The sequence below is a fragment of the Paraburkholderia acidiphila genome, assembly GCF_009789655.1.
Classification (GTDB): Bacteria; Pseudomonadota; Gammaproteobacteria; order Burkholderiales; family Burkholderiaceae; genus Paraburkholderia; species Paraburkholderia acidiphila.
In genome coordinates this window covers 1,665,834-1,684,527 of record NZ_CP046909.1, presented here as the reverse complement: position 1 = coordinate 1,684,527, position 18,694 = coordinate 1,665,834, and the positions used below count along the sequence as shown (strand labels likewise).

At 65.3% G+C, this 18,694-nt stretch carries 18 protein-coding genes; 13 read left to right on the top strand and 5 right to left on the bottom strand.

Going from position 1 to position 18,694, the window contains the following annotated elements:
- Positions 1–179 precede the first annotated feature (179 nt).
- From surE to FAZ97_RS07485, 5 genes are read left to right on the top strand one after another with little or no spacing between them, the layout of a single operon-like run.
- Positions 180–941, top strand: coding sequence for a 5'/3'-nucleotidase SurE (surE, locus tag FAZ97_RS07505; RefSeq protein WP_158757875.1), 762 nt, complete (start codon positions 180–182; stop codon positions 939–941).
- Positions 938–1,999: a protein-L-isoaspartate(D-aspartate) O-methyltransferase gene (locus FAZ97_RS07500; protein WP_158757874.1), complete on the top strand. Its 1,062-nt coding sequence runs from the start codon at positions 938–940 to the stop codon at positions 1,997–1,999. The genes surE and FAZ97_RS07500 overlap by 4 nt, the downstream gene beginning before the upstream one ends.
- A 5-nt stretch (positions 2,000–2,004) precedes the next feature.
- A complete protein-coding gene (locus FAZ97_RS07495) occupies positions 2,005–2,937 on the top strand; it encodes a peptidoglycan DD-metalloendopeptidase family protein (RefSeq protein WP_158759088.1) in 933 nt (310 codons plus the stop codon).
- Between the two features lie 13 nt (positions 2,938–2,950).
- A complete protein-coding gene (gene rpoS / locus FAZ97_RS07490; RefSeq protein ID WP_158757873.1) occupies positions 2,951–4,057 on the top strand; it encodes an RNA polymerase sigma factor RpoS in 1,107 nt (368 codons plus the stop codon).
- Positions 4,058–4,076: 19 nt separating this feature from the next.
- The gene (locus tag FAZ97_RS07485) at positions 4,077–4,856 is read left to right on the top strand and encodes a 3'-5' exonuclease (RefSeq protein ID WP_158757872.1); all 780 of its coding nucleotides are present in this window, start codon (positions 4,077–4,079) and stop codon (positions 4,854–4,856) included.
- A 21-nt stretch (positions 4,857–4,877) separates the two neighbouring features.
- On the opposite strand, the gene FAZ97_RS07480 is transcribed toward FAZ97_RS07485, so the two are convergent.
- From FAZ97_RS07480 to FAZ97_RS07470, 3 genes are all read right to left on the bottom strand, one after another.
- Positions 4,878–5,759 (bottom strand): endonuclease/exonuclease/phosphatase family protein, encoded by an 882-nt coding sequence (locus FAZ97_RS07480; protein WP_158757871.1) that lies wholly within the window; start codon positions 5,757–5,759, stop codon positions 4,878–4,880.
- Positions 5,760–5,886: 127 nt separating this feature from the next.
- Positions 5,887–6,192, bottom strand: coding sequence for an outer membrane protein assembly factor BamE (locus FAZ97_RS07475; RefSeq protein ID WP_158757870.1), 306 nt, complete (start codon positions 6,190–6,192; stop codon positions 5,887–5,889).
- Positions 6,193–6,283: 91 nt separating this feature from the next.
- On the bottom strand, positions 6,284–6,475 hold the full coding sequence (locus tag FAZ97_RS07470) for a hypothetical protein (RefSeq protein ID WP_158757869.1): 192 nt from the start codon (positions 6,473–6,475) through the stop codon (positions 6,284–6,286).
- A gap of 229 nt (positions 6,476–6,704) precedes the next feature.
- Between FAZ97_RS07470 and rlmD the strand changes: the two genes are divergently transcribed.
- Positions 6,705–8,123, top strand: a complete 1,419-nt coding sequence (gene rlmD, locus FAZ97_RS07465) for a 23S rRNA (uracil(1939)-C(5))-methyltransferase RlmD (protein WP_158759087.1) — start codon at positions 6,705–6,707, stop codon at positions 8,121–8,123.
- A 115-nt stretch (positions 8,124–8,238) separates the two neighbouring features.
- Here the strand turns inward: rlmD and FAZ97_RS07460 are convergent, their stop codons facing one another.
- Positions 8,239–9,078: an outer membrane protein assembly factor BamD gene (locus FAZ97_RS07460; protein ID WP_407671806.1), complete on the bottom strand. Its 840-nt coding sequence runs from the start codon at positions 9,076–9,078 to the stop codon at positions 8,239–8,241.
- Positions 9,079–9,176: 98 nt separating this feature from the next.
- Here FAZ97_RS07460 and FAZ97_RS07455 point away from each other — a divergent pair, with 98 nt between their 5' ends.
- The 6 genes from FAZ97_RS07455 (at position 9,177) to phaR (ending at position 16,654) form a co-directional block, all read left to right on the top strand.
- Positions 9,177–10,427, top strand: a complete 1,251-nt coding sequence (locus FAZ97_RS07455; RefSeq protein WP_158757867.1) for an RluA family pseudouridine synthase — start codon at positions 9,177–9,179, stop codon at positions 10,425–10,427.
- Complete coding sequence (gene pgeF, locus FAZ97_RS07450; protein ID WP_158757866.1) at positions 10,424–11,293, top strand: peptidoglycan editing factor PgeF; 870 nt, start codon at positions 10,424–10,426, stop codon at positions 11,291–11,293. Before FAZ97_RS07455 ends, pgeF begins: the two co-directional genes overlap by 4 nt.
- A 407-nt stretch (positions 11,294–11,700) precedes the next feature.
- Positions 11,701–13,716, top strand: a complete 2,016-nt coding sequence (gene phaC / locus FAZ97_RS07445) for a class I poly(R)-hydroxyalkanoic acid synthase (protein WP_407671748.1) — start codon at positions 11,701–11,703, stop codon at positions 13,714–13,716.
- A 108-nt stretch (positions 13,717–13,824) separates the two neighbouring features.
- Complete coding sequence (locus FAZ97_RS07440) at positions 13,825–15,006, top strand: acetyl-CoA C-acetyltransferase (RefSeq protein WP_158757864.1); 1,182 nt, start codon at positions 13,825–13,827, stop codon at positions 15,004–15,006.
- Between the two features lie 152 nt (positions 15,007–15,158).
- Entirely contained in the window at positions 15,159–15,899 is a 741-nt protein-coding gene (locus tag FAZ97_RS07435; RefSeq protein WP_158757863.1) for a 3-ketoacyl-ACP reductase, read from the top strand.
- 149 nt (positions 15,900–16,048) lie between these two features.
- Entirely contained in the window at positions 16,049–16,654 is a 606-nt protein-coding gene (gene phaR, locus FAZ97_RS07430) for a polyhydroxyalkanoate synthesis repressor PhaR (protein WP_158757862.1), read from the top strand.
- A 99-nt stretch (positions 16,655–16,753) separates the two neighbouring features.
- Here the strand turns inward: phaR and FAZ97_RS07425 are convergent, their stop codons facing one another.
- On the bottom strand, positions 16,754–17,035 hold the full coding sequence (locus FAZ97_RS07425) for a helix-turn-helix domain-containing protein (RefSeq protein WP_158757861.1): 282 nt from the start codon (positions 17,033–17,035) through the stop codon (positions 16,754–16,756).
- 317 nt (positions 17,036–17,352) lie between these two features.
- Here FAZ97_RS07425 and rimO point away from each other — a divergent pair, with 317 nt between their 5' ends.
- Positions 17,353–18,690, top strand: coding sequence for a 30S ribosomal protein S12 methylthiotransferase RimO (rimO, locus tag FAZ97_RS07420; RefSeq protein WP_199272041.1), 1,338 nt, complete (start codon positions 17,353–17,355; stop codon positions 18,688–18,690).
- Positions 18,691–18,694 lie beyond the last annotated feature (4 nt).

Genomic DNA, 18,694 nt, shown 5'->3' with positions numbered 1-18,694 from the left:
TGCGAACGATCGTGCGATTTATTTCGTGTCGCTGACAAGTGTCTTTCCACGCGTACCGCGAATGCGAACGCGTCGCGGATCGGCAGGGGTTATCGACGTTCAACGCAGGCTCCAACGCGCGCTGCCGCAAGGGTCGGGCTGTCGTTCGCGTGCCTTCTTTCCTCGGTTACAATCGCTCGATGCGAATACTACTCAGCAACGACGACGGTTATCTCGCCCCCGGCCTGGCCGCGCTCTACGAAGCGCTCAAGCCGCTCGGCGAAGTCACGGTCATGGCGCCCGAGCAGAACTGCAGCGCCGCATCGAACTCGCTTACGCTGTGGCGCCCGCTGTCGGTGTTGCGGTCTGCGAGCACCGGCTTCTACTACGTGAACGGCACGCCCACCGACTCCGTGCACATCGCGCTCACGGGCATGCTCGACCAGCAGCCCGACCTCGTGGTCTCCGGCATCAACAACGGCCAGAACATGGGCGAGGACACGCTGTACTCGGGCACGGTGGCCGCGGCAACCGAAGGCATCATGTTCGGCATACCGGCCATTGCGTTTTCGCTCGTCGACAAGGACTGGGTGCATCTCGATTCCGCTGCGCGCGTCGCAGCCGAGATCGTGGCGCATTACCTCGCGAACCCGTTGCCGGGCCATCCGCTGCTGAACGTCAATATCCCGAACCTGCCGTACGACGAGCTTGGCGATTGGCGCGTCACGCGCCTCGGCAAGCGTCATCCTTCGCAGCCCGTGATCCGCGAGACCAACCCGCGCGGCGAGCCGATCTACTGGATCGGGCCGTCGGGCAGCGCGCGCGACGCGAGCGAGGGCACGGACTTCCACGCGGTGTCGAACGGCCACGTGTCGATCACGCCGCTGCAACTCGATCTCACCCATACGCAGATGCTGTCCGCGACGCACGACTGGGCGCGCAAGGGCGGCAGCGTTTCATGACGGGCGAGCGCACGAAGCGTTTTCCGCTCGGGCTCGCGGATCTCGTGCGCGAGCCGCGCCGGCGCGACGCGCGCCCGGGCGACGCACGCACGCCGCTCGCGGGCGCGGGCAACAGCAGCGCCTCGAAACCGGGCGTCGGTCCGCTCGCGAAGCCGGGCGCGAAGCTCGGCGCGCCGGCCGTTGCGAAGTCCACGGCAAGCACGCCGTTCAAGGCGCCGCCTGCGAAGCCGGCCAATGCGAAGCCGCTGAGCGCAAAGCCGGCAAGTTCGATCAAGCCCGCGCATCCTGCTGCCAACTCGGCTGCGCCGCGCGCAGCAATGCCAGGCGGTGCGAGTGCGCCGCGTCCTGCCGTTGCCGTCACGGGGGCGCCCGGCGTTGCACTGAACGGCGCGCATGCGCTGACTTCGGAACGCATACGCGAACGCATGGTCGAACGCCTGCGTGCAAACGGCATTGCCGATGCGCGCGTGCTCCAGGCGCTCGCGGCCGTGCCGCGCCACATGTTCATCGACCCGGGTCTGGCGACCCAGGCCTACGAAGATGCGGCGTTGCCGATCGGTCATCACCAGACTATCTCGAAGCCTTCCGTGGTCGCGCGCATGCTCGAACTCGCGGGCGCGGGCCGTGTGCTGGAGCGCGTGCTGGAAATCGGCACCGGCTGCGGCTATCAGGCGGCCGTGCTGAGCCAGATTGCGCGCGACGTGTATTCCATTGAACGCATCAAGCCGTTATACGAGCGCGCGAAGACGAATCTTCGTCCGCTGCGTATCCCGAATATCCGCTTGCACTACGGCGACGGACGGCTCGGTTTGCCGTCGGCGGCGCCGTTCGACGCGATCGTGATCGCCGCCGCCGGCTTCGACGTGCCGCAGGCGCTGCTCGAGCAACTCGCCATCGGCGGGAAGCTCGTGGCGCCCGTGGCGGTGTCCGGCATGCAGGGTGCCGCCGGCGAAGCGACGCAGGTCCTCACGCTCGTGGAGCGCACGGGGCCGGCACAGTGGCGGGAGTCACGCCTGGATCGCGTTTTCTTTGTCCCCTTAAAATCTGGAGTGATCTGAATCCGATGAGTATGTTGCGCGCGATCAAAAGAAACCGCCGAAACAGCCCGAACGTCGACCTGCCCGCAGCCACGCTGATCGCAGCCCAGCGCGGCACCGCGGTCGTCGCACTCTGCCTTCTGGCCGCATGCGCCACGCGACTCGATCAGGCACCTGTGGTGGACCGCACCGCGCCGCTCGGCACGGCGGCTGCGCAGCCGCCGGTGCCGCTCGGGCCGCCGCCTCCGGGATACTACCGGGTGAAGCCGGGCGATACTCTCTATAGGATTGCGCTCGAAAACGGCCAGAATTATCGCGACATCGCGACGTGGAACAATCTCACCAATCCGAATCAGATTGAAGTGGATCAGTTGTTGCGCGTCGTGCCGCCGGGTGCGAATCCGTCGGCGTACACGCCGGGTGTTGTGACCGCGCCGGTTCCGGGCGTGGGCGCAGCACCGGGTGCACCGGCAGCGCTCGCGCCTGCACAGCCGCCGATCTACGGCTCGGGTGCGAACGCATCGGCGCCCACGGCTGCCGTGCCGCCGCAGCCGGGTGCAAGCGGCGGTGACATGGCTGCGGCGCCGGGCGGCAACATCGCGCTCGCGTGGCCGGTGCGTGGTCCAGTGCTCAACGGCTTCGACGATACGAAGAACAAGGGCATCAATATCGGCGGTGCGCCAGGCGATCCTGTCAAGGCCGCTGGCGATGGACGCGTGGTTTATGCCGGAAATGGGCTGCGCGGTTACGGCAATCTCATTATCATCAAGCATGACGCGACGTTTCTGACCGCGTATGCACACAACCGGACTTTGATGGTAAAAGAAGGGGATGCGGTCACCAAAGGTCAGAAGATCGCCGAAATGGGCAATACCGACTCGGACCGGGTGATGCTGCATTTCGAAGTACGCCGTCAGGGTAAGCCCGTCGACCCACTGAAGTACTTGCCGCCGCAATAAAAGCGAGCCGACCATGCCGAAATCGAAGCGCCGTCTGCAGCAATCCGAGTCTGACAGCCAAGCCGCCCAGGTTTCGGTGGAGGACGGCGCGCAGGCGGGCGACGACGACGCATCGCCCGACCTCGACGGCGGCCGCGAATTCGAGGAGCGCGAGGAACGTGAAGAGCGCGATTCCGCAGCCGACGAAGGCGGCTCGGGCGAGGGCGCCGAAACGGCCGAAGCTGCGCCCGACGCCGACGATTTCCGCGCCATGCTGCAGGCCGAACTCACGGCCGACACCATTCAGCATTATCTGAACCGGATCAGCGTGAAGCCGCTCCTCACGGTCGAGGAGGAGCAGCGCTACTCGCGCCTCGCCAAGGCCGGCGAGTTCGAGGCGCGTCAGGTCATGATCGAGCGCAATCTGCGCCTCGTCGTCAGCATTGCCAAGGGTTATCTCAATCGCGGCGTGCCGCTGCTCGACCTGATCGAGGAGGGCAACCTCGGCCTCATGCACGCGATCGAGAAGTTCGATCCCACGCGCGGCTTTCGTTTCTCGACGTATGCGACCTGGTGGATCCGCCAGAGCATCGAGCGCGCCATCATGAATCAGGCGCGCACCGTGCGCTTGCCGGTGCATGTGATCCGCGAGCTCAACCAGGTGCTGCGCGCGAAGCGCCATCTGGAGAAGAATTCGCTAAACGCCGACTCGGCTTCGGAGCGGCGCGACGCGAGCATCGACGACATCGCGTATCTCACCGGCAAGACTACCGATGAAGTCACCGACATTCTCGCGCTCAACGAACACACGGCTTCGCTCGACGCGCCGCTCGACCTCGACCCGGCCAGTAGCCTGCTCGACCTGCTTTCGGACGACCAGAGCCAGTCGCCTGACGCCGAAGTGCAGCACCGCGAGCTGGAAACGCTTACACGCGCGTGGCTCGGGCGTTTATCCGATAAGCATCGCCATGTCATCGAACGGCGCTTCGGGCTGAACCATATCGAACCCGCCACGCTCGAAGAACTGGCCGACGAGATGGGCCTCACTCGCGAGCGCGTGCGGCAGATCCAGCAGGAAGCGCTGGTGCGCCTCAAGCGCTTTTTCGCTTCGAACGGCGTGCGCAAGGACGCCGTTCTCTAAACCCTCGCAGTCCACCTGAATGACAGTTCCTGTACTCGTATTCGACATCGAGACGATTCCCGATGTCGACGGCATTCGCCGCCTCGAAGATCTGCCCGCCACGCTCACCGACACCGAAGTGGCCGAACACGCGTTCGCTTCGCGCCGCGAGAAAACCGGTAGCGATTTTCTGCCGCATCATCTGCAGCGCATCGCCGCGATCTCGTGCGTGTTTCGTGACGGGCAGGGCTTTCGCGTGCGCTCGCTCGGCACGCCCGAAGACGGCGAAGCGCGCCTGATCGATTCGTTCTACCGCACGATCGAGAAGTATTCGCCGCAGCTCGTGTCGTGGAACGGCGGCGGCTTCGACTTGCCGGTGCTCCACTATCGCGCGCTTGTGCACGGCATTCGTGCAGTGCGCTATTGGGAAATGGGCGACGCGGATCGCGAGTTCAAGTGGAACAACTACATCAGCCGCTACCACACGCGCCACACCGACCTGATGGACCTGCTCGCGATGTACCAGCCGCGGGCGAATGCGCCGCTCGACGCGCTCGCGAAGCTTTGCGGTTTCCCGGGCAAGCTCGGCATGGACGGCGGCCAGGTGTGGAGCGCGTTTCAGGAAGGCCACATCGAGGAGATTCGCAACTACTGCGAGACCGACGTGGTTAACACGTATCTGCTCTATTGCCGGTTTCAGATGATGCGCGGCGGTTTCACAGAGCGCGAATATGCGGATGAGATCGAGTTCGTGAAGCAGTCGCTCGCCGCCGAAACGGCACCGCATTGGGGCGAGTATCTCAAAGCGTTCGCCAACTGAGCGCAGCCTGCCGGCAACCCCTTAGCCTAGTTCGAGCACGATCGGCTGATGATCCGAAGCCTGGGTCGCGCCGTCGATTTCGCAGCTTCGCAAGCGTGGGCGCAAATCCTCCGTGACAAAGACGAAGTCGCACGCGAGCGGGCCGTCTGCCCATTGCTTCGTGTCGTACACGCCGGCAGTGGGCGGCGGCGTCGCGCCGGTATGGAGTGCGATCCACGCGTCGACGAAGGCGGGACTGCCCGCAAGCGGTTCGAGCATGCGCGTGTACGCGTCGCTGCTCCATGCGCTGTTGAAGTCGCCGCACACGATTGCCGATACGGGGCGCGCGGTGCGAGCGAACGGGCCCACGTTGTTTTCGGCGGGCGCGGGATGCGCCGCATGGTCGGCCGCTTCCTGCTGCAGGCGCCGCAACTCGTCCACTTGCGCAAGCCGTTGGCGTAACGAGTAGAACTCCAGATGCGTAGTCAGTACGCGCAGCGCGCCGCCTGGCGCGTCGAGCACGGCTTCGAGCGCGACACGCTGCATTGAGGGCGCGGTGGAGTCGGCGGGCCATGGCAGAGCGTGGCGAAAGACCTGCGCGACGGGCAAACGCGTGGCAAGCGCGTTGCCGAACTGGCGGCGCGGCATCGGCGCCGTGCCTTGACGGGCGCTTTGCGGGTCGTGCTGCGCGGGCAAGTCGGCGCCGATTGCCTCGATGACCGTATAGCCCGGCAGCAGCGCGCGGAGTTCGGCGAACTGGTCGTCGCCAGGACCACCCGGCAGCGCCCGAAACCCGCGCGTAATTTCCTGCAGGCATAGCACGTCGAAATCGGCAAGGCGCCGCGCCTCGCTCACCGTGCGCGCGAGATCGACCACGCCAGTAGCGTCGCGCCCCCACTGCACATTCCAGCTGACCAGTCTCATCGCACGCTCCTCGCATGGCGCGGCTGCGGTTTCCGCATGCTTAACCCTAGCCTGGTTTCTCCTGTGGTGTTGTATGACGAATACTGGACGGGCTGGCAGTACCGGCGCTCGCTCCGGCGTATTGGCCTTAGATCCGGCGACCCTGGCACTCGGCGCGCGTCGTGCCGGCCACGCGTTCGCTGCGGTCGAAATACACGGAGAACGGGACGTTGCGGGTGCTGCCGAGATCGTACTTGCCGAGGTCGTACTGGAAACAGTCGAGGCCGTTGGTCTGGTAGCCGCGATCGGGCGGCCCCATACGCTTGTAGACTTCGCTCTGCGTCATGCCGGGCTGGATGGAGGCGACGAGTTGATCGGGCTGGATGGTCGGGCCGCATGCCGCGAGGCCCACGAGCGTCGTTGCGACGAGCGCACAAAGAAGTAGCTTGCTCACTTCGGTTCCGTTAGTGAAGGGTTGGATATCCTTGCCGCCGCAACCGGCGTCAATCTATGGGACGATTCTGAAAGCGGCTGATCGGGCAGCGTCAGTCGAACAGGATGCGCAGACCGAACAGCAGCAGCGCGAACAGCGCGATGGGGACCGCGAGGCTGGCAAAGCCGAGCAATAGGCGGCGGTGCGTGCTCGCGCGCCTTGCAGCCAGCGGTTCGGCGACGGTGGCGGCGCCGAGTGCGACAAGCAACAGCGCGAACGATTGCAGGAAGACGAGGGCAGACATGTTGACGATTCCTTCGCGTGAGTCGGACTTATCACGCGTCAGGAATCATCGTAGTGATGGGGCGCAGCGCGCACGATCGGACAAGTTCGAAAACGGCTGCGACGGAGCGCGTGGGCCGACTTCGACTACAATCTCGCCTTCGCCCACAATTGACTCATCGTCAGTCAGGAATCCGCTGGTGTCTCAAGCTGCCCCCGACCCTCAAGCCGAGCCCGTTCAGGCCGAGCCCATGCCGTTCACGCCCCCGAAAAAGCGCAGCAAGCGCGAGCGCCGCGCCGAAAAGCGCGCCGCCGTCGAAGCCTCGGTCGCTCATGCCCCCATTCTCGAGATCGAGTCGCTCGACATGGAGGCGCGCGGCGTTGGCCGCACCGTCACCGAGACGGGCGAGCCCGGCAAGGTGATCTTCGTCGAGGGCGCGCTGCCGGGCGAGCGCGTGACCTACTCGAGCTACCGCAAGAAGCCTACGTTCGAGCAGGCGCAAGTGGTGAGCGTGCTGCGCGAGAGCGCGATTCGCACGAAGCCGCAGTGCGCGTACTTCGGCATCTGCGGCGGCTGTTCGATGCAGCATCTCGACGTGCGCGCGCAGATCGCCGTCAAGCAGCGCGTGCTCGAAGACAACCTCATGCACCTCTCGAAGGTGCGCTCGGAGACGATGTTCCGGCCGATTCACGGCCCGTCGTGGGGCTACCGCTATCGCGCGCGCCTCACGGTGCGCAACGTGCCGAAGAAGGGCGGCGTGCTGGTCGGCTTCCACGAGAAGAAGAGCAGCTATGTGGCCGACATGACGAGCTGCGAAGTGCTGCCGCCGAACGTTTCCGCGATGCTCGTGCCGCTGCGCCATCTCGTGGCCCAGCTGTCGATCTGCGATCGCATGCCGCAGATCGAACTCGCTGTGGGTTCGAGCGTGACAGCGCTCGTGCTGCGCATACTCGAGCCGCTCACGGCCGCCGACGAAGATCTGCTGCGCGCGTTCGCCGACGAGCACAACGTCCAGTTCTGGCTGCAGCCGAAGGGCCCGGACACCGTGTTCCCGTTCTATCCGCTCGACAAGGAACTGGACTACACGCTGCCCGAGTACGGCATTCGCATGCCGTTCAAGCCGACGGACTTCACGCAGGTCAATCACCAGATCAACCGCGTGCTGGTAGGCCGCGCGCTGCGCCTGCTCGCGCCGGAACCGGGCGACCGCGTGCTCGATCTCTTCTGCGGCATCGGCAACTTCACGCTGCCGCTCGCGCGTCTCGCGCGCGAAGTGGTGGGGATCGAAGGCAGCGACACGCTGACGGCCCGGGCGCTCGAAAATGCGCGCGCCAACGGCGTGGACGGGCATACGTCGTTTGCGTGCCGCAACCTGTTCGAAGTTACCGCGGACGACATGCGCGCGCTCGGCCACTTCGACAAGTTTCTGGTCGATCCGCCGCGCGAAGGCGCGTTCGCCGTCGCCCAGGCGCTCGCGGAAATCGCGCAGAGCGGCAATGGCCCGCTGCCCAAGCGCATCGTCTACGTGTCGTGCAGCCCCGCGACGCTGGCGCGCGATGCGGGCGTGCTCGTCAACGAGGCGGGTTACCGGCTCAAGGGCGCGGGCGTGGTCAACATGTTCCCGCACACGTCGCACGTGGAGTCGATCGCGCTGTTCGAGCGCGATTGAGGACGCCCGCGCAGTGCAGCCACCAGGCCTGCGCTGCCGCGAAGCCAAAAAAAAACGCCACGGCTTGCCGTGGCGTTTTGCTTTCCTGCGTGCCTCAAGCATCGAGGCGCGGCGATCACCAGATCTGCCACCAGGACTTGTCTTCCTTGCCGGGGCGCGCGTGACCGGTGATGTACGGGCTGTCCGGGAAGGTGCCGGCGAGCACGCGGCGCGTGTCTTCGGCGAGCTGCGGCTGATCGAGCTTCTGGTACGACAGGATCATGATGTGCAGCGCGTCTTCGATCGCCGGCGCGCTCTTGTAGTCCTGGATCGCGAGCTGCGCGCGGTTGATGGCCGCCACATAGGCGCCGCGGCGGTAGTAGTAGTCGGCAGCATGCACTTCGTGCGAAGCGAGCGCGTTCACGATGTAACGCATGCGCTGGGCCGCGTCCGGGGCGTACTTGCTCTGCGGATACTTGTCGACCACCATCTTGAACGCGTCATACGACTCGCGCAGCGACTTCGGGTCGCGCTCGCTCATGTCCTGGCCCGAGAAGCGGCCGAACAGACCCAGGTCGTCGTTGAAGTGGATCATGCCCTTGAGGTAGTACGCGTAGGCGATGTCCGGGTGATCCGGGTGCAGCTGGATGAAGCGGTTGATCGCCTGGTCGGCGGCGTCGTTCTCGTTGTCCTTCCAGTTGCAGTAGGCCACGTTGATCTGCGCCTGCTGGGCGAAGTGGCCGAACGGGTCGCGGCCCTGAAGTGCTTCAAAATATTTCGCGCACTTGCCCCAGTCGCCGCCGGAGAGCGCGTCCTGGGCCTCCGTATATAATTTGTTGTTGTTCCACGCAGCCGTTTCGTCGGTCTTTTCCGGCAGGCCGTGGCAGGCGGCGACCACGGCGAGCGCCGCGCCGCAAACAGCAAGGCGAACGACGTTGCCAATCTTGCCGAGCATGTTTGCTCGCGCCGCGCGCATTGCGTTTCGGGCCACCGCGTGTTGGGCCAGTTTCGTAATCGTGTTCAAGGCTCGCATTTATCCAGTCCAGCTTCAGGTCCACAGGTGACCCAGACTCAATGACCCGTACAGTTATTCCGGGGGCCGGCGCTCCCGGCGCCCAAAACAGCATCAGCGATTATAGCCTGGGCGATGCGCCCAATGACGCAGCCGCCAGTGAGGCGTTCGATGAGGAGCTCGCAGGCGAGGGGGCCGGTGGCGCCCTGCGTGCGCGCGGCGACGAGGCCCCGCGCACGATTCAGGTGCCTGATGAGCTCGCAGGCGAGCGCCTCGACAAGGTGCTTGCCAAAGTATTTCCGGAATTTTCACGCAGCCGTTTGCAGGGCTGGATCGAGGAGCAGCGCGTGCGCGTGGACGGCAAGCCGGCCAAGGTGCGCCAGCCGGTGCCGCTCGGCGCGATCATCGAACTCGTGCCGGATCTCTTGCCCGAGCAGCTTGCGTTCACGCCCGAGCCGGTGCCGCTCGACATCGTTTATGAAGACGACGCCATCGTCGTCATCAACAAGCCCGCCGGGCTCGTCGTGCATCCGGCGGCCGGCAACTGGAGCGGCACGCTTCTGAACGGCCTCCTGCATCGCTATGGCGAAGCGGCGGCGGGGCTGCCGCGCGCCGGTATCGTCCATCGGCTCGACAAGGAAACGTCCGGACTGATGGTCGTCGCGCGCACACTTCAGGCGCAAACCGACCTCGTGCGCCAGTTGCAGGCACGCACGGTCAAGCGCCGCTACCTCGCGCTCGTGTGGGGCAACATGGCTGACGAAGGCACCATCGACGCGCCGATCGGCCGCGACCCGCGCGAGCGCACGCGCATGGCGGTGATGAAGGGGGCTTCGGGCAAGCCCGCGCGCACGCATTTCCGGCGTATCGACAAGACGCTGTGGCACAACCAGCCCATTAGCGCCATTCATTGCGATCTGGAAACGGGGCGCACACACCAGATTCGCGTGCACTGCGCGCATATCGGCCATCCTTTGCTGGGCGATCCCGTGTATGGTCACGCGCGCGGCAAGCGCTCGGTCGCGGCGCTGCCCGACGGTTTTGCCCGACAGGCGCTGCACGCCTGGCGCCTCGGTCTCGTTCATCCGGTCACGGGCCGTTCGATGCAATGGCGCGCCGAAGTGCCCGACGACCTGGACGCGCTGATCGAGGCGCTCGGCTTCGGCGGCAAGGAAGACGATGACGAAGTCGGCTTCGATGATGACATTTTCGACAGCGCCTACACCGACGAAGGCTACGTGATCGGCAGTGAAGAAGACGATTACGAGGACGACGAAGAAGACGATCCGCAAGACGAGGACAAGCACGCATGACGACCTGCCCGGAACTGACATCCGACGATGTGCTGCATCCCGACTGGCAGGTTTCGCCGCGCGTGCGCGCGCTGCTCACCACGCGTAACGGCGGGGTGAGTGAGCCGCCGTTCGGGCGTTGGCAAAGTGCACAGGACGGCGAGGGCATCGATCTCCCCGGCGGCCTGAACCTGGGCCGCGGCTCCGGCGACGATCTCGCGCACGTCGAGGCGAACCGCGAACGGCTGCTCACGCATGCGGGCGTACCCGCCGCGTGGCTCAAGCAGATCCACGGTCCCGTCGTGGTCGACGCCGCGCACGCGCTCGAAGCCGCGCACACGGGCGCTCCGCTCGAAGCCGATGCGAGCGTGACCGCCGAGCCCGGTATCGCCTGTACGGTGATGGTGGCCGACTGCATGCCCGTCCTGCTGTGCGATGGCGAGGGACGCGCCGTGGGCGCCGCGCACGCAGGCTGGCGCGGGCTGGCCGCGGGCGTTATCGAGCGCACGGCAGAGCGCGTCGCTGCGCTCGCGGGCTGTGCGACTTCCGACCTCCACGCGTATCTCGGTCCCGCGATCGGGCCCACGGCCTTCGAGGTTGGGGCAGACGTGCGTGACGCGTTCATGACCCATGTGGAGCACGTCGATACCGCACGACGCGATGCGCACCGCGCGGCCACGGCGGCGGCCTTCGTCGCGCGCCCGGAGGCCAGCGGCAAATACCTCGCGAATCTCGCTGCACTGGCGCGGTTGCGGCTCGAGACGCTCGGCGTGCGCCACGTGAGCGGCGGCGACATGTGCACGGTCACGCTGCGCGAGCGCTTCTACTCGTACCGGCGCGATCGCGTGACCGGCCGCATGGCCGCGCTGATCTGGCTCCATCCCTGACTTTGCCGCGACGCCCCGCCGTGATGCAACGCGGCGGCGCGTCGCGAGCCGGGCGATTTTTGCTGCGCTGCAGCTATTCCCGCAGAGCGCTGTGCGCCACCCACGGCGCATCGGTTCCCCATTTGTCGCATTGCACTGCAAGCGCTTGCCGCCACGGCGGATTTTTGTGCGCCAGACCGCACAACGATGTGTCGAGACGGTTAAACAATTGATTACATCGGGAAAACGATAATTAAAAAAATATCGCAGCGCGGCAAAATCGGGCACAAGCATTGACACGCTTTGCAATGGGGAGCAAGAATGTCCTTCACCCACGGGACAGGTCGTGACGAGCGCCGCAACGGCGTCCGTATGCGTACCACCTGCCTCTCAACCAGTCCTTCGGGACACATCGGTCAAAAGCAGGCATGACGGCATCTCAACGTTCCAAGACTGCCCCGGGCTCGGGCGCTCCAACTGATGGTGCAGCGCGCGGCAATCCGCCTTTCGCCCCCGACGCAGCCGGCATGCAGCAATATCTCGACGCGTGGACGAACGCCTGGCAGACCGCCCTGAATGCTGCGCAGCAAACGGGCGGCGCGGCGCAGCAAGCTCCCTTCGCGGGACTTGCGGCCAACTGGTGGCCGCCGGCGGGCAATGGCGCATCGGGCAATCCTTTTGCTGCGGGCAATCCGTTCGCCGCAGGGAATCCGTTCGCCGCAGGGAATCCCTTCGCTGCTGGCAACCCCTTCGCCGCAGGCAACCCCTTCGCTGCGGGAAATCCGTTTGCCGCAGGCAATCCGTTCAGCGGTGCGAACCCGTTCGAAGGTTTCAAGCTTCCCACGGCGTCGATCGAACCCACGCGGCTGCAGCATCTGCAAGCGGACTATTCGCGCGACGCGCTCGACTTGCTGCGCCAGGCCACCGACACCACGCCCAAAGCGCCCGAACTCAAGGACCGTCGCTTTAGCTCCGACGCCTGGAAGGCCACGCCCGCGTATGCGTTCACGGCGGCGTGGTATCTGCTCAACGCGCGCTACCTGCATGAACTCGTCGACGCGATCGATACCGATCCGAAAACGCGCGAGCGCATTCGCTTCGCCGTGCAGCAGTGGACCGCGGCGGCCTCGCCCAGTAACTTCCTCGCGCTGAATCCCGACGCGCAAAGCGCCTTGCTCGAGACTCACGGCGAGAGCCTGCGCCAGGGTGTCATGAATTTGCTCGGCGACATGTCGCGCGGCAAGATCTCGCAAACCGACGAATCGCGCTTCGTGGTGGGCCGTAATCTCGCGACCACCGAAGGCTCGGTCGTGTTCGAGAACGCGCTCTTCCAGCTGATCCAGTACAAGCCGCGCACGGCCACCGTGCGCGAGCGGCCGCTGCTGATCGTGCCGCCGTGCATCAACAAGTACTACATCCTCGACCTGCAGCCCGAGAACTCGCTCGTCGCGTATGCGTTGGAGCAGGGGCAGCAGGTGTTCCTCGTCTCGTGGCACAACGGCGACGCGTCGATCGCGGACCGCTCCTGGGACGACTACATCGAAGAGGGTGTGCTCACGGCCATCGAGACGACGCGCAGCATCAGCGAACGTGAGCAGATCAACACGCTCGGCTTCTGCGTGGGCGGCACGCTGCTCGCCACGGCACTGGCTGTCGCGGCGGCGCGCGGCGAACATCCGGCTGCGTCCATGACGCTGCTCACCGCGATGCTCGACTTCGGCGACACGGGCGTGCTCGACGTGTTCGTCGACGAAGCCCACGTGCAGATGCGCGAGCAGACCATCGGCGGCAAGAATGGCGGTACGCCGGGCCTCATGCGCGGCGTCGAGTTCGCCAACACGTTCTCGTTCCTGCGGCCCAACGATCTGGTCTGGAACTACGTCGTCGACAATTACCTGAAGGGCCGTACGCCCGCGCCGTTCGACCTGCTGTTCTGGAACAGCGACTCGACGAGCCTGCCGGGGCCGATGTACGCGTGGTACCTGCGCAATACGTACCTGGAAAACAAGCTGCGTGAGCCCGGCGCGCTAACGGTGTGCGGCGAAGAGGTGGATCTGTCGCGCGTCGACGTGCCGACCTTCATCTACGGCTCGCGCGAGGACCACATCGTGCCTTGGCGCACGGCTTACGCGTCGGTGCCGCTGCTGTCCGGTCCGCTGAAATTCGTGCTTGGCGCGTCGGGCCATATTGCGGGCGTAATCAACCCGGCGTCGAAGAACAAGCGCAGCTTCTGGAGCATCGAGGCCGACGCAAAGCATCTGCCGGAAGAGGCCGACGAGTGGATGGCCGCCGCCGAGGAGAAACCCGGCAGCTGGTGGCCGACCTGGGCCGAATGGCTCGACCAGTACGGCGGCAAGAAGGTGAAGCCGCGTGCGCAAGCCGGTTCGGCGGAATTCCCCGAGATCGAGCCGGCGCCGGGGCGTTATGTGCAGCAGCGCGATTGAAGCGATTGAAGCGATTCAAGCGCTCGATACGTTTGCTGCGGAATTCGGATTAACAACTTGACGGGCGAGGCGCATGGCGCGCCTTCAAGCCGCCCGGAGGATCTGGAAATGACTGACATTGTGATCGTTTCGGCCGCACGTACGGCAGTGGGCAAATTCGGCGGTTCGCTCGCGAAGGTGGCGGCGCCTGACCTGGGCGCGATCGTCATCAAGGCCGCGCTCGAGCGCGCAGGCGTGAAGCCTGAGCAGGTGAGCGACGTGATCATGGGTCAGGTGCTGACCGCCGGGTCGGGCCAGAACGTGGCGCGCCAGGCATCGATCAAGGCGGGCCTGCCCACGGCCGTTCCCGCCATGACGATCAACAAGGTGTGCGGCTCGGGCCTGAAGGCCGTGATGCTGGCCGCGAACGCGATCATCGCGGGCGACTCGGACATCGTCGTGGCCGGCGGCCAGGAGAACATGAGCGCCGCGCCGCACGTGCTGCCGGGCTCGCGCGACGGCTTCCGCATGGGCGATGCGAAGCTCATCGACAGCATGATCGTCGACGGCCTGTGGGACGTGTACAACCAGTACCACATGGGCGTGACGGCGGAAAACGTCGCGAAGGAATACGGCATCACGCGCGAGGAACAGGACGCGTTCGCGGCGCTCTCGCAGAACAAGGCGGAGGCCGCGCAGAAGGCGGGCCGCTTCGACGCGGAAATCGTGCCGGTGGCGATTCCGCAGCGCAAGGGCGAGCCGCTGCAGTTCGCGACCGACGAATTCGTGCGCCACGGCGTGACGGCCGAATCGCTCGCGGGTCTGAAGCCGGCGTTCAACAAGGAAGGCACGGTGACGGCGGCGAACGCCTCGGGCCTCAACGACGGCGCGGCAGCGGTCGTGGTGATGTCGGCGAAGAAGGCCGAGGCGCTGGGCCTGACGCCGCTCGCGCGCATCAAGGCGTACGCCAGCGGCGGCGTGGATCCGAAGATCATGGGCATGGGTCCGGTGCCGGCATCGAAGCGTGCGCTGGAGCGCGCGGGCTGGTCGGTGAACGACCTCGATCTGATGGAGATCAACGAGGCGTTCGCGGCGCAGGCGCTGGCCGTGAACAAGCAGATGGGCTGGGACACGTCGAAGATCAACGTGAACGGCGGGGCGATTGCGATCGGTCACCCGATCGGCGCGTCGGGCTGCCGGATTCTCGTGACGCTGCTGCACGAAATGCAGAAGCGCGACGCCAAGCGCGGCCTCGCCTCGCTGTGCATCGGCGGCGGCATGGGCGTGGCGCTCGCACTCGAGCGCGCTTGATTGCGCTTGATGCGACCGCCGGGGCGCGCTGTTAGCCGAAGCAGTGCGCCCTGGCGCCGCGAGCAACGCGCGGCGCGGGTGGTGGCAGCGGGAAGGAGCGAGGCCAGGGCCGTCGAAGGACGCGCCAGGAAAACGATAATGGAGTGTGGTTTATGTCAGAGCGTATTGCGTATGTAACGGGCGGGATGGGCGGCATCGGAACCGGCATTTGCCAGCGCCTCGCGAAGCAAGGCTTCACGGTGATCGCCGGCTGCGGCCCGCATTCGCCGCGCCGCGTGAAGTGGCTGGAAGATCAGAAGGCGCTCGGTTTCGACTTCATCGCGTCGGAAGGCAACGTGGGCGATTGGGATTCGACGCGTCAGGCGTTCGACAAGATCAAGGCCGAGGTCGGCGAAATCGACGTGCTCGTGAACAACGCCGGCATCACGCGCGACGTGGTGTTCCGCAAGATGACGCGCGAAGACTGGACGGCCGTGATCGACACCAATCTCACGAGCCTCTTCAACGTGACGAAGCAGGTGATCGACGGCATGGTCGAGCGCGGCTGGGGCCGCATCATCAATATCTCGTCGGTGAATGGCCAGAAGGGTCAGTTCGGCCAGACCAACTATTCGACGGCCAAGGCTGGCATTCACGGCTTCACGATGGCGTTGGCTCAGGAAGTAGCGACCAAGGGCGTGACGGTCAACACCGTTTCGCCGGGCTATATCGGCACGGACATGGTGAAATCCATCCGTCCCGACGTGCTGGAAAAGATCGTCGCGACGATTCCCGTGCGCCGCCTCGGCGCGCCCGAGGAAATCGCGTCGATTGTGGCGTGGCTCGCGTCCGACGAGTCAGGCTTTGCAACCGGTGCTGACTTCTCGCTGAATGGCGGGTTGCACATGGGCTGATCCCGAGCGTAGCGCGCCTGCAGGGCGCGCGCGAAGCTGGGATCGAGGACGGCAGCGGGCCTGTTTGCTCACCGGGGCAGGCCGTTTCCGGGCTAGACCAACGCGCGACGGCAACGGCCGCCGCGCGTTGGCGCTAACAAGGGCGACACATGACGACTACAAAGAAAACCGCCGAACGTCTCATCAAGAAGTATCCGAATCGTCGGCTGTACGACACGGAGACGAGCACGTACATCACGTTGACGGACGTGAAGCAACTCGTGCTGGAGCAGGAAGAGTTCAAGGTCATCGACGCGAAGACCAACGAGGATCTGACGCGCAGCATTCTGCTGCAGATCATTCTCGAAGAGGAAAGCGGCGGTCTGCCGATGTTCTCGTCGTCGATGCTGTCGCAAATCATCCGTTTCTATGGCCATGCGATGCAGGGCATGATGGGCACCTACCTGGAAAAGAACATCCAGGCGTTCATCGACATCCAGAACAAGCTCGCGGATCAGTCGAAGAGCCTTTACGAAGGCAACGCGATGAACCCCGAGGTCTGGTCGCAGTTCATGAACATGCAGGCGCCGATGATGCAGGGCATGATGACGAGCTATATCGAGCAGTCGAAGAACATGTTCGTGCAGATGCAGGAGCAGATGCAGAACCAGGCCAAGAACATGTTCAGCAGCTTCCCGTTCAAGCCCGTGACGCCGGGCGGCGCGGCGGCGCCGGCACAGGGCGCGCCCGAGGACGGCGAGCAAGAGAAGAAGTAAGCGGCGCGGCGCACACGGCGGGTGGCGCGCGCTGGCAAGGCGCGGCGCGCCGTGGCGACGCGTTGTCTCTCGAGCGCGACGCCTTGCGGGGACGCCTCTTCAGGCGCTTTGCAGCGCGCGCAAGGCTTCAGGGTGCGCCACGGCCACGCGCAACAGGGTTTGTGCGGCGCCGGTCGGCTGGCGCCGGCCTTGTTCCCAGTCCTGCAGCGTACGTGCAGAAACGCCCAGGAGCACCGCGAAGGCGCTTTGCGAAAGTCCGGCACTGGCACGCGCGAGCGCGGCGGCAGTGGGTTTGCCGCGCGCACCACGCGCCGCTCCGGCTTTCATCGGGCGCACCGGTTTCGGCGAATCGGCCTGAAACGGGTCCGTTGTCTTTTTCATATTCTCGCTCTCCGCGCAGCCGGTAAAAGGATGGGCTTGATCGTGCGCCGTGCGCATCGGGCGAAAATTATCCCGATGCACGGCTGACAGGCGAGCGATAGCTGAACGAAGCTTGATCCTGTCCATATTCCCTCCGACCCCGGCGCTTGCGGGCGCGCACCACCATGCTGCGCCGCACGATACGCCAAACGGGTAAAATGGCAGATTGGCTTGACCCTCGCGCGGCGCAACGAATGCCCTGCGCCCCACATCTGGATGTACACGTGAAAAACCCTGTTGAATCAACGACCTCCCGCAATCCTGCTCCGCGCGTCGGGATGGTTTCCCTCGGGTGCCCGAAGGCGCTTGTCGACTCCGAGCAGATCATTACCCAACTGCGCGCCGAGGGTTACGAAATCTCGGGGTCTTACGACGGCGCGGACCTCGTCGTCGTCAACACGTGCGGCTTCATCGACGAAGCGGTGCAGGAGAGCCTCGACGCCATCGGCGAAGCGCTTTCCGAGAACGGCAAGGTGATCGTGACCGGGTGTCTCGGCAAGAAGGCGAGCGCGAGCGGCTCGAACCTGATCGAAGAAGTGCATCCTAAGGTGCTCGCCGTGACCGGCCCGCACGCGGTGGGCGAGGTCATGCAGGCCGTGCACAGCCACCTGCCCAAGCCGCACGATCCGTTCGTCGATCTCGTGCCGGCCGCCGGCATCAAGCTCACGCCGCGCCACTACGCCTACCTGAAGATCTCCGAAGGCTGCAATCACCGCTGCACGTTCTGCATCATCCCGTCGATGCGCGGCGACCTCGTGTCGCGACCGGTCGCCGAGGTCATGCTCGAAGCGGAAAACCTCTTCAAGTCCGGCGTGAAGGAACTGCTCGTGATCTCGCAGGACACGAGCGCTTACGGCGTGGACGTGAAGTACCGCACCGGTTTCTGGAACGGCAAGCCGATCAAGACGCGCATGACCGACCTCGTTGCCGCGCTCGGCGAACTGGCTGCGCAATACGGCGCCTGGGTGCGCCTGCACTACGTCTATCCGTATCCGAGCGTGGACGAAGTCATTCCGATGATGGCCGAAGGTCCGTTCAAGGGCCACGTGCTGCCGTACCTCGACGTGCCGTTCCAGCACGCGCATCCTGAAGTCCTCAAGCGCATGAAGCGCCCCGCGAACGCGGAAAAGGTCATGGAGCGCGTGAAGGCCTGGCGCGAGATGTGCCCCGATCTCACGATCCGCAGCACGTTTATTGCGGGCTTCCCTGGCGAAACGGAAGAGCAATTCGAAACGCTGCTCGACTTTATTCGCGAGGCCGAACTCGACCGCGTGGGCTGTTTCGCTTATTCGCCGGTTGAAGGCGCAACGGCGAACGAACTCGACGGCGCGCTGCCCGACGAGGTGCGCGAGGCGCGCCGCGCGCGCTTCATGGAAGTGGCGGAGGAGGTCTCGGCCAAGCGTATTCAGCGCAAGGTCGGCAAGACGCTCAAGGTGCTGATCGACGAGATCAACGTCGACGGCGGCATTGGCCGCACCGCGGCGGATGCGCCCGAGATCGACGGCGTGGTCTATGTCGCGCCCGCGACCAAGGCGTCGAAGCGCTACAAGGTCGGCGACTTCGTTTCGGTGAAGATCACCGGCGCGGACGGCCACGATCTGTGGGGTGAGGTCTGACCGG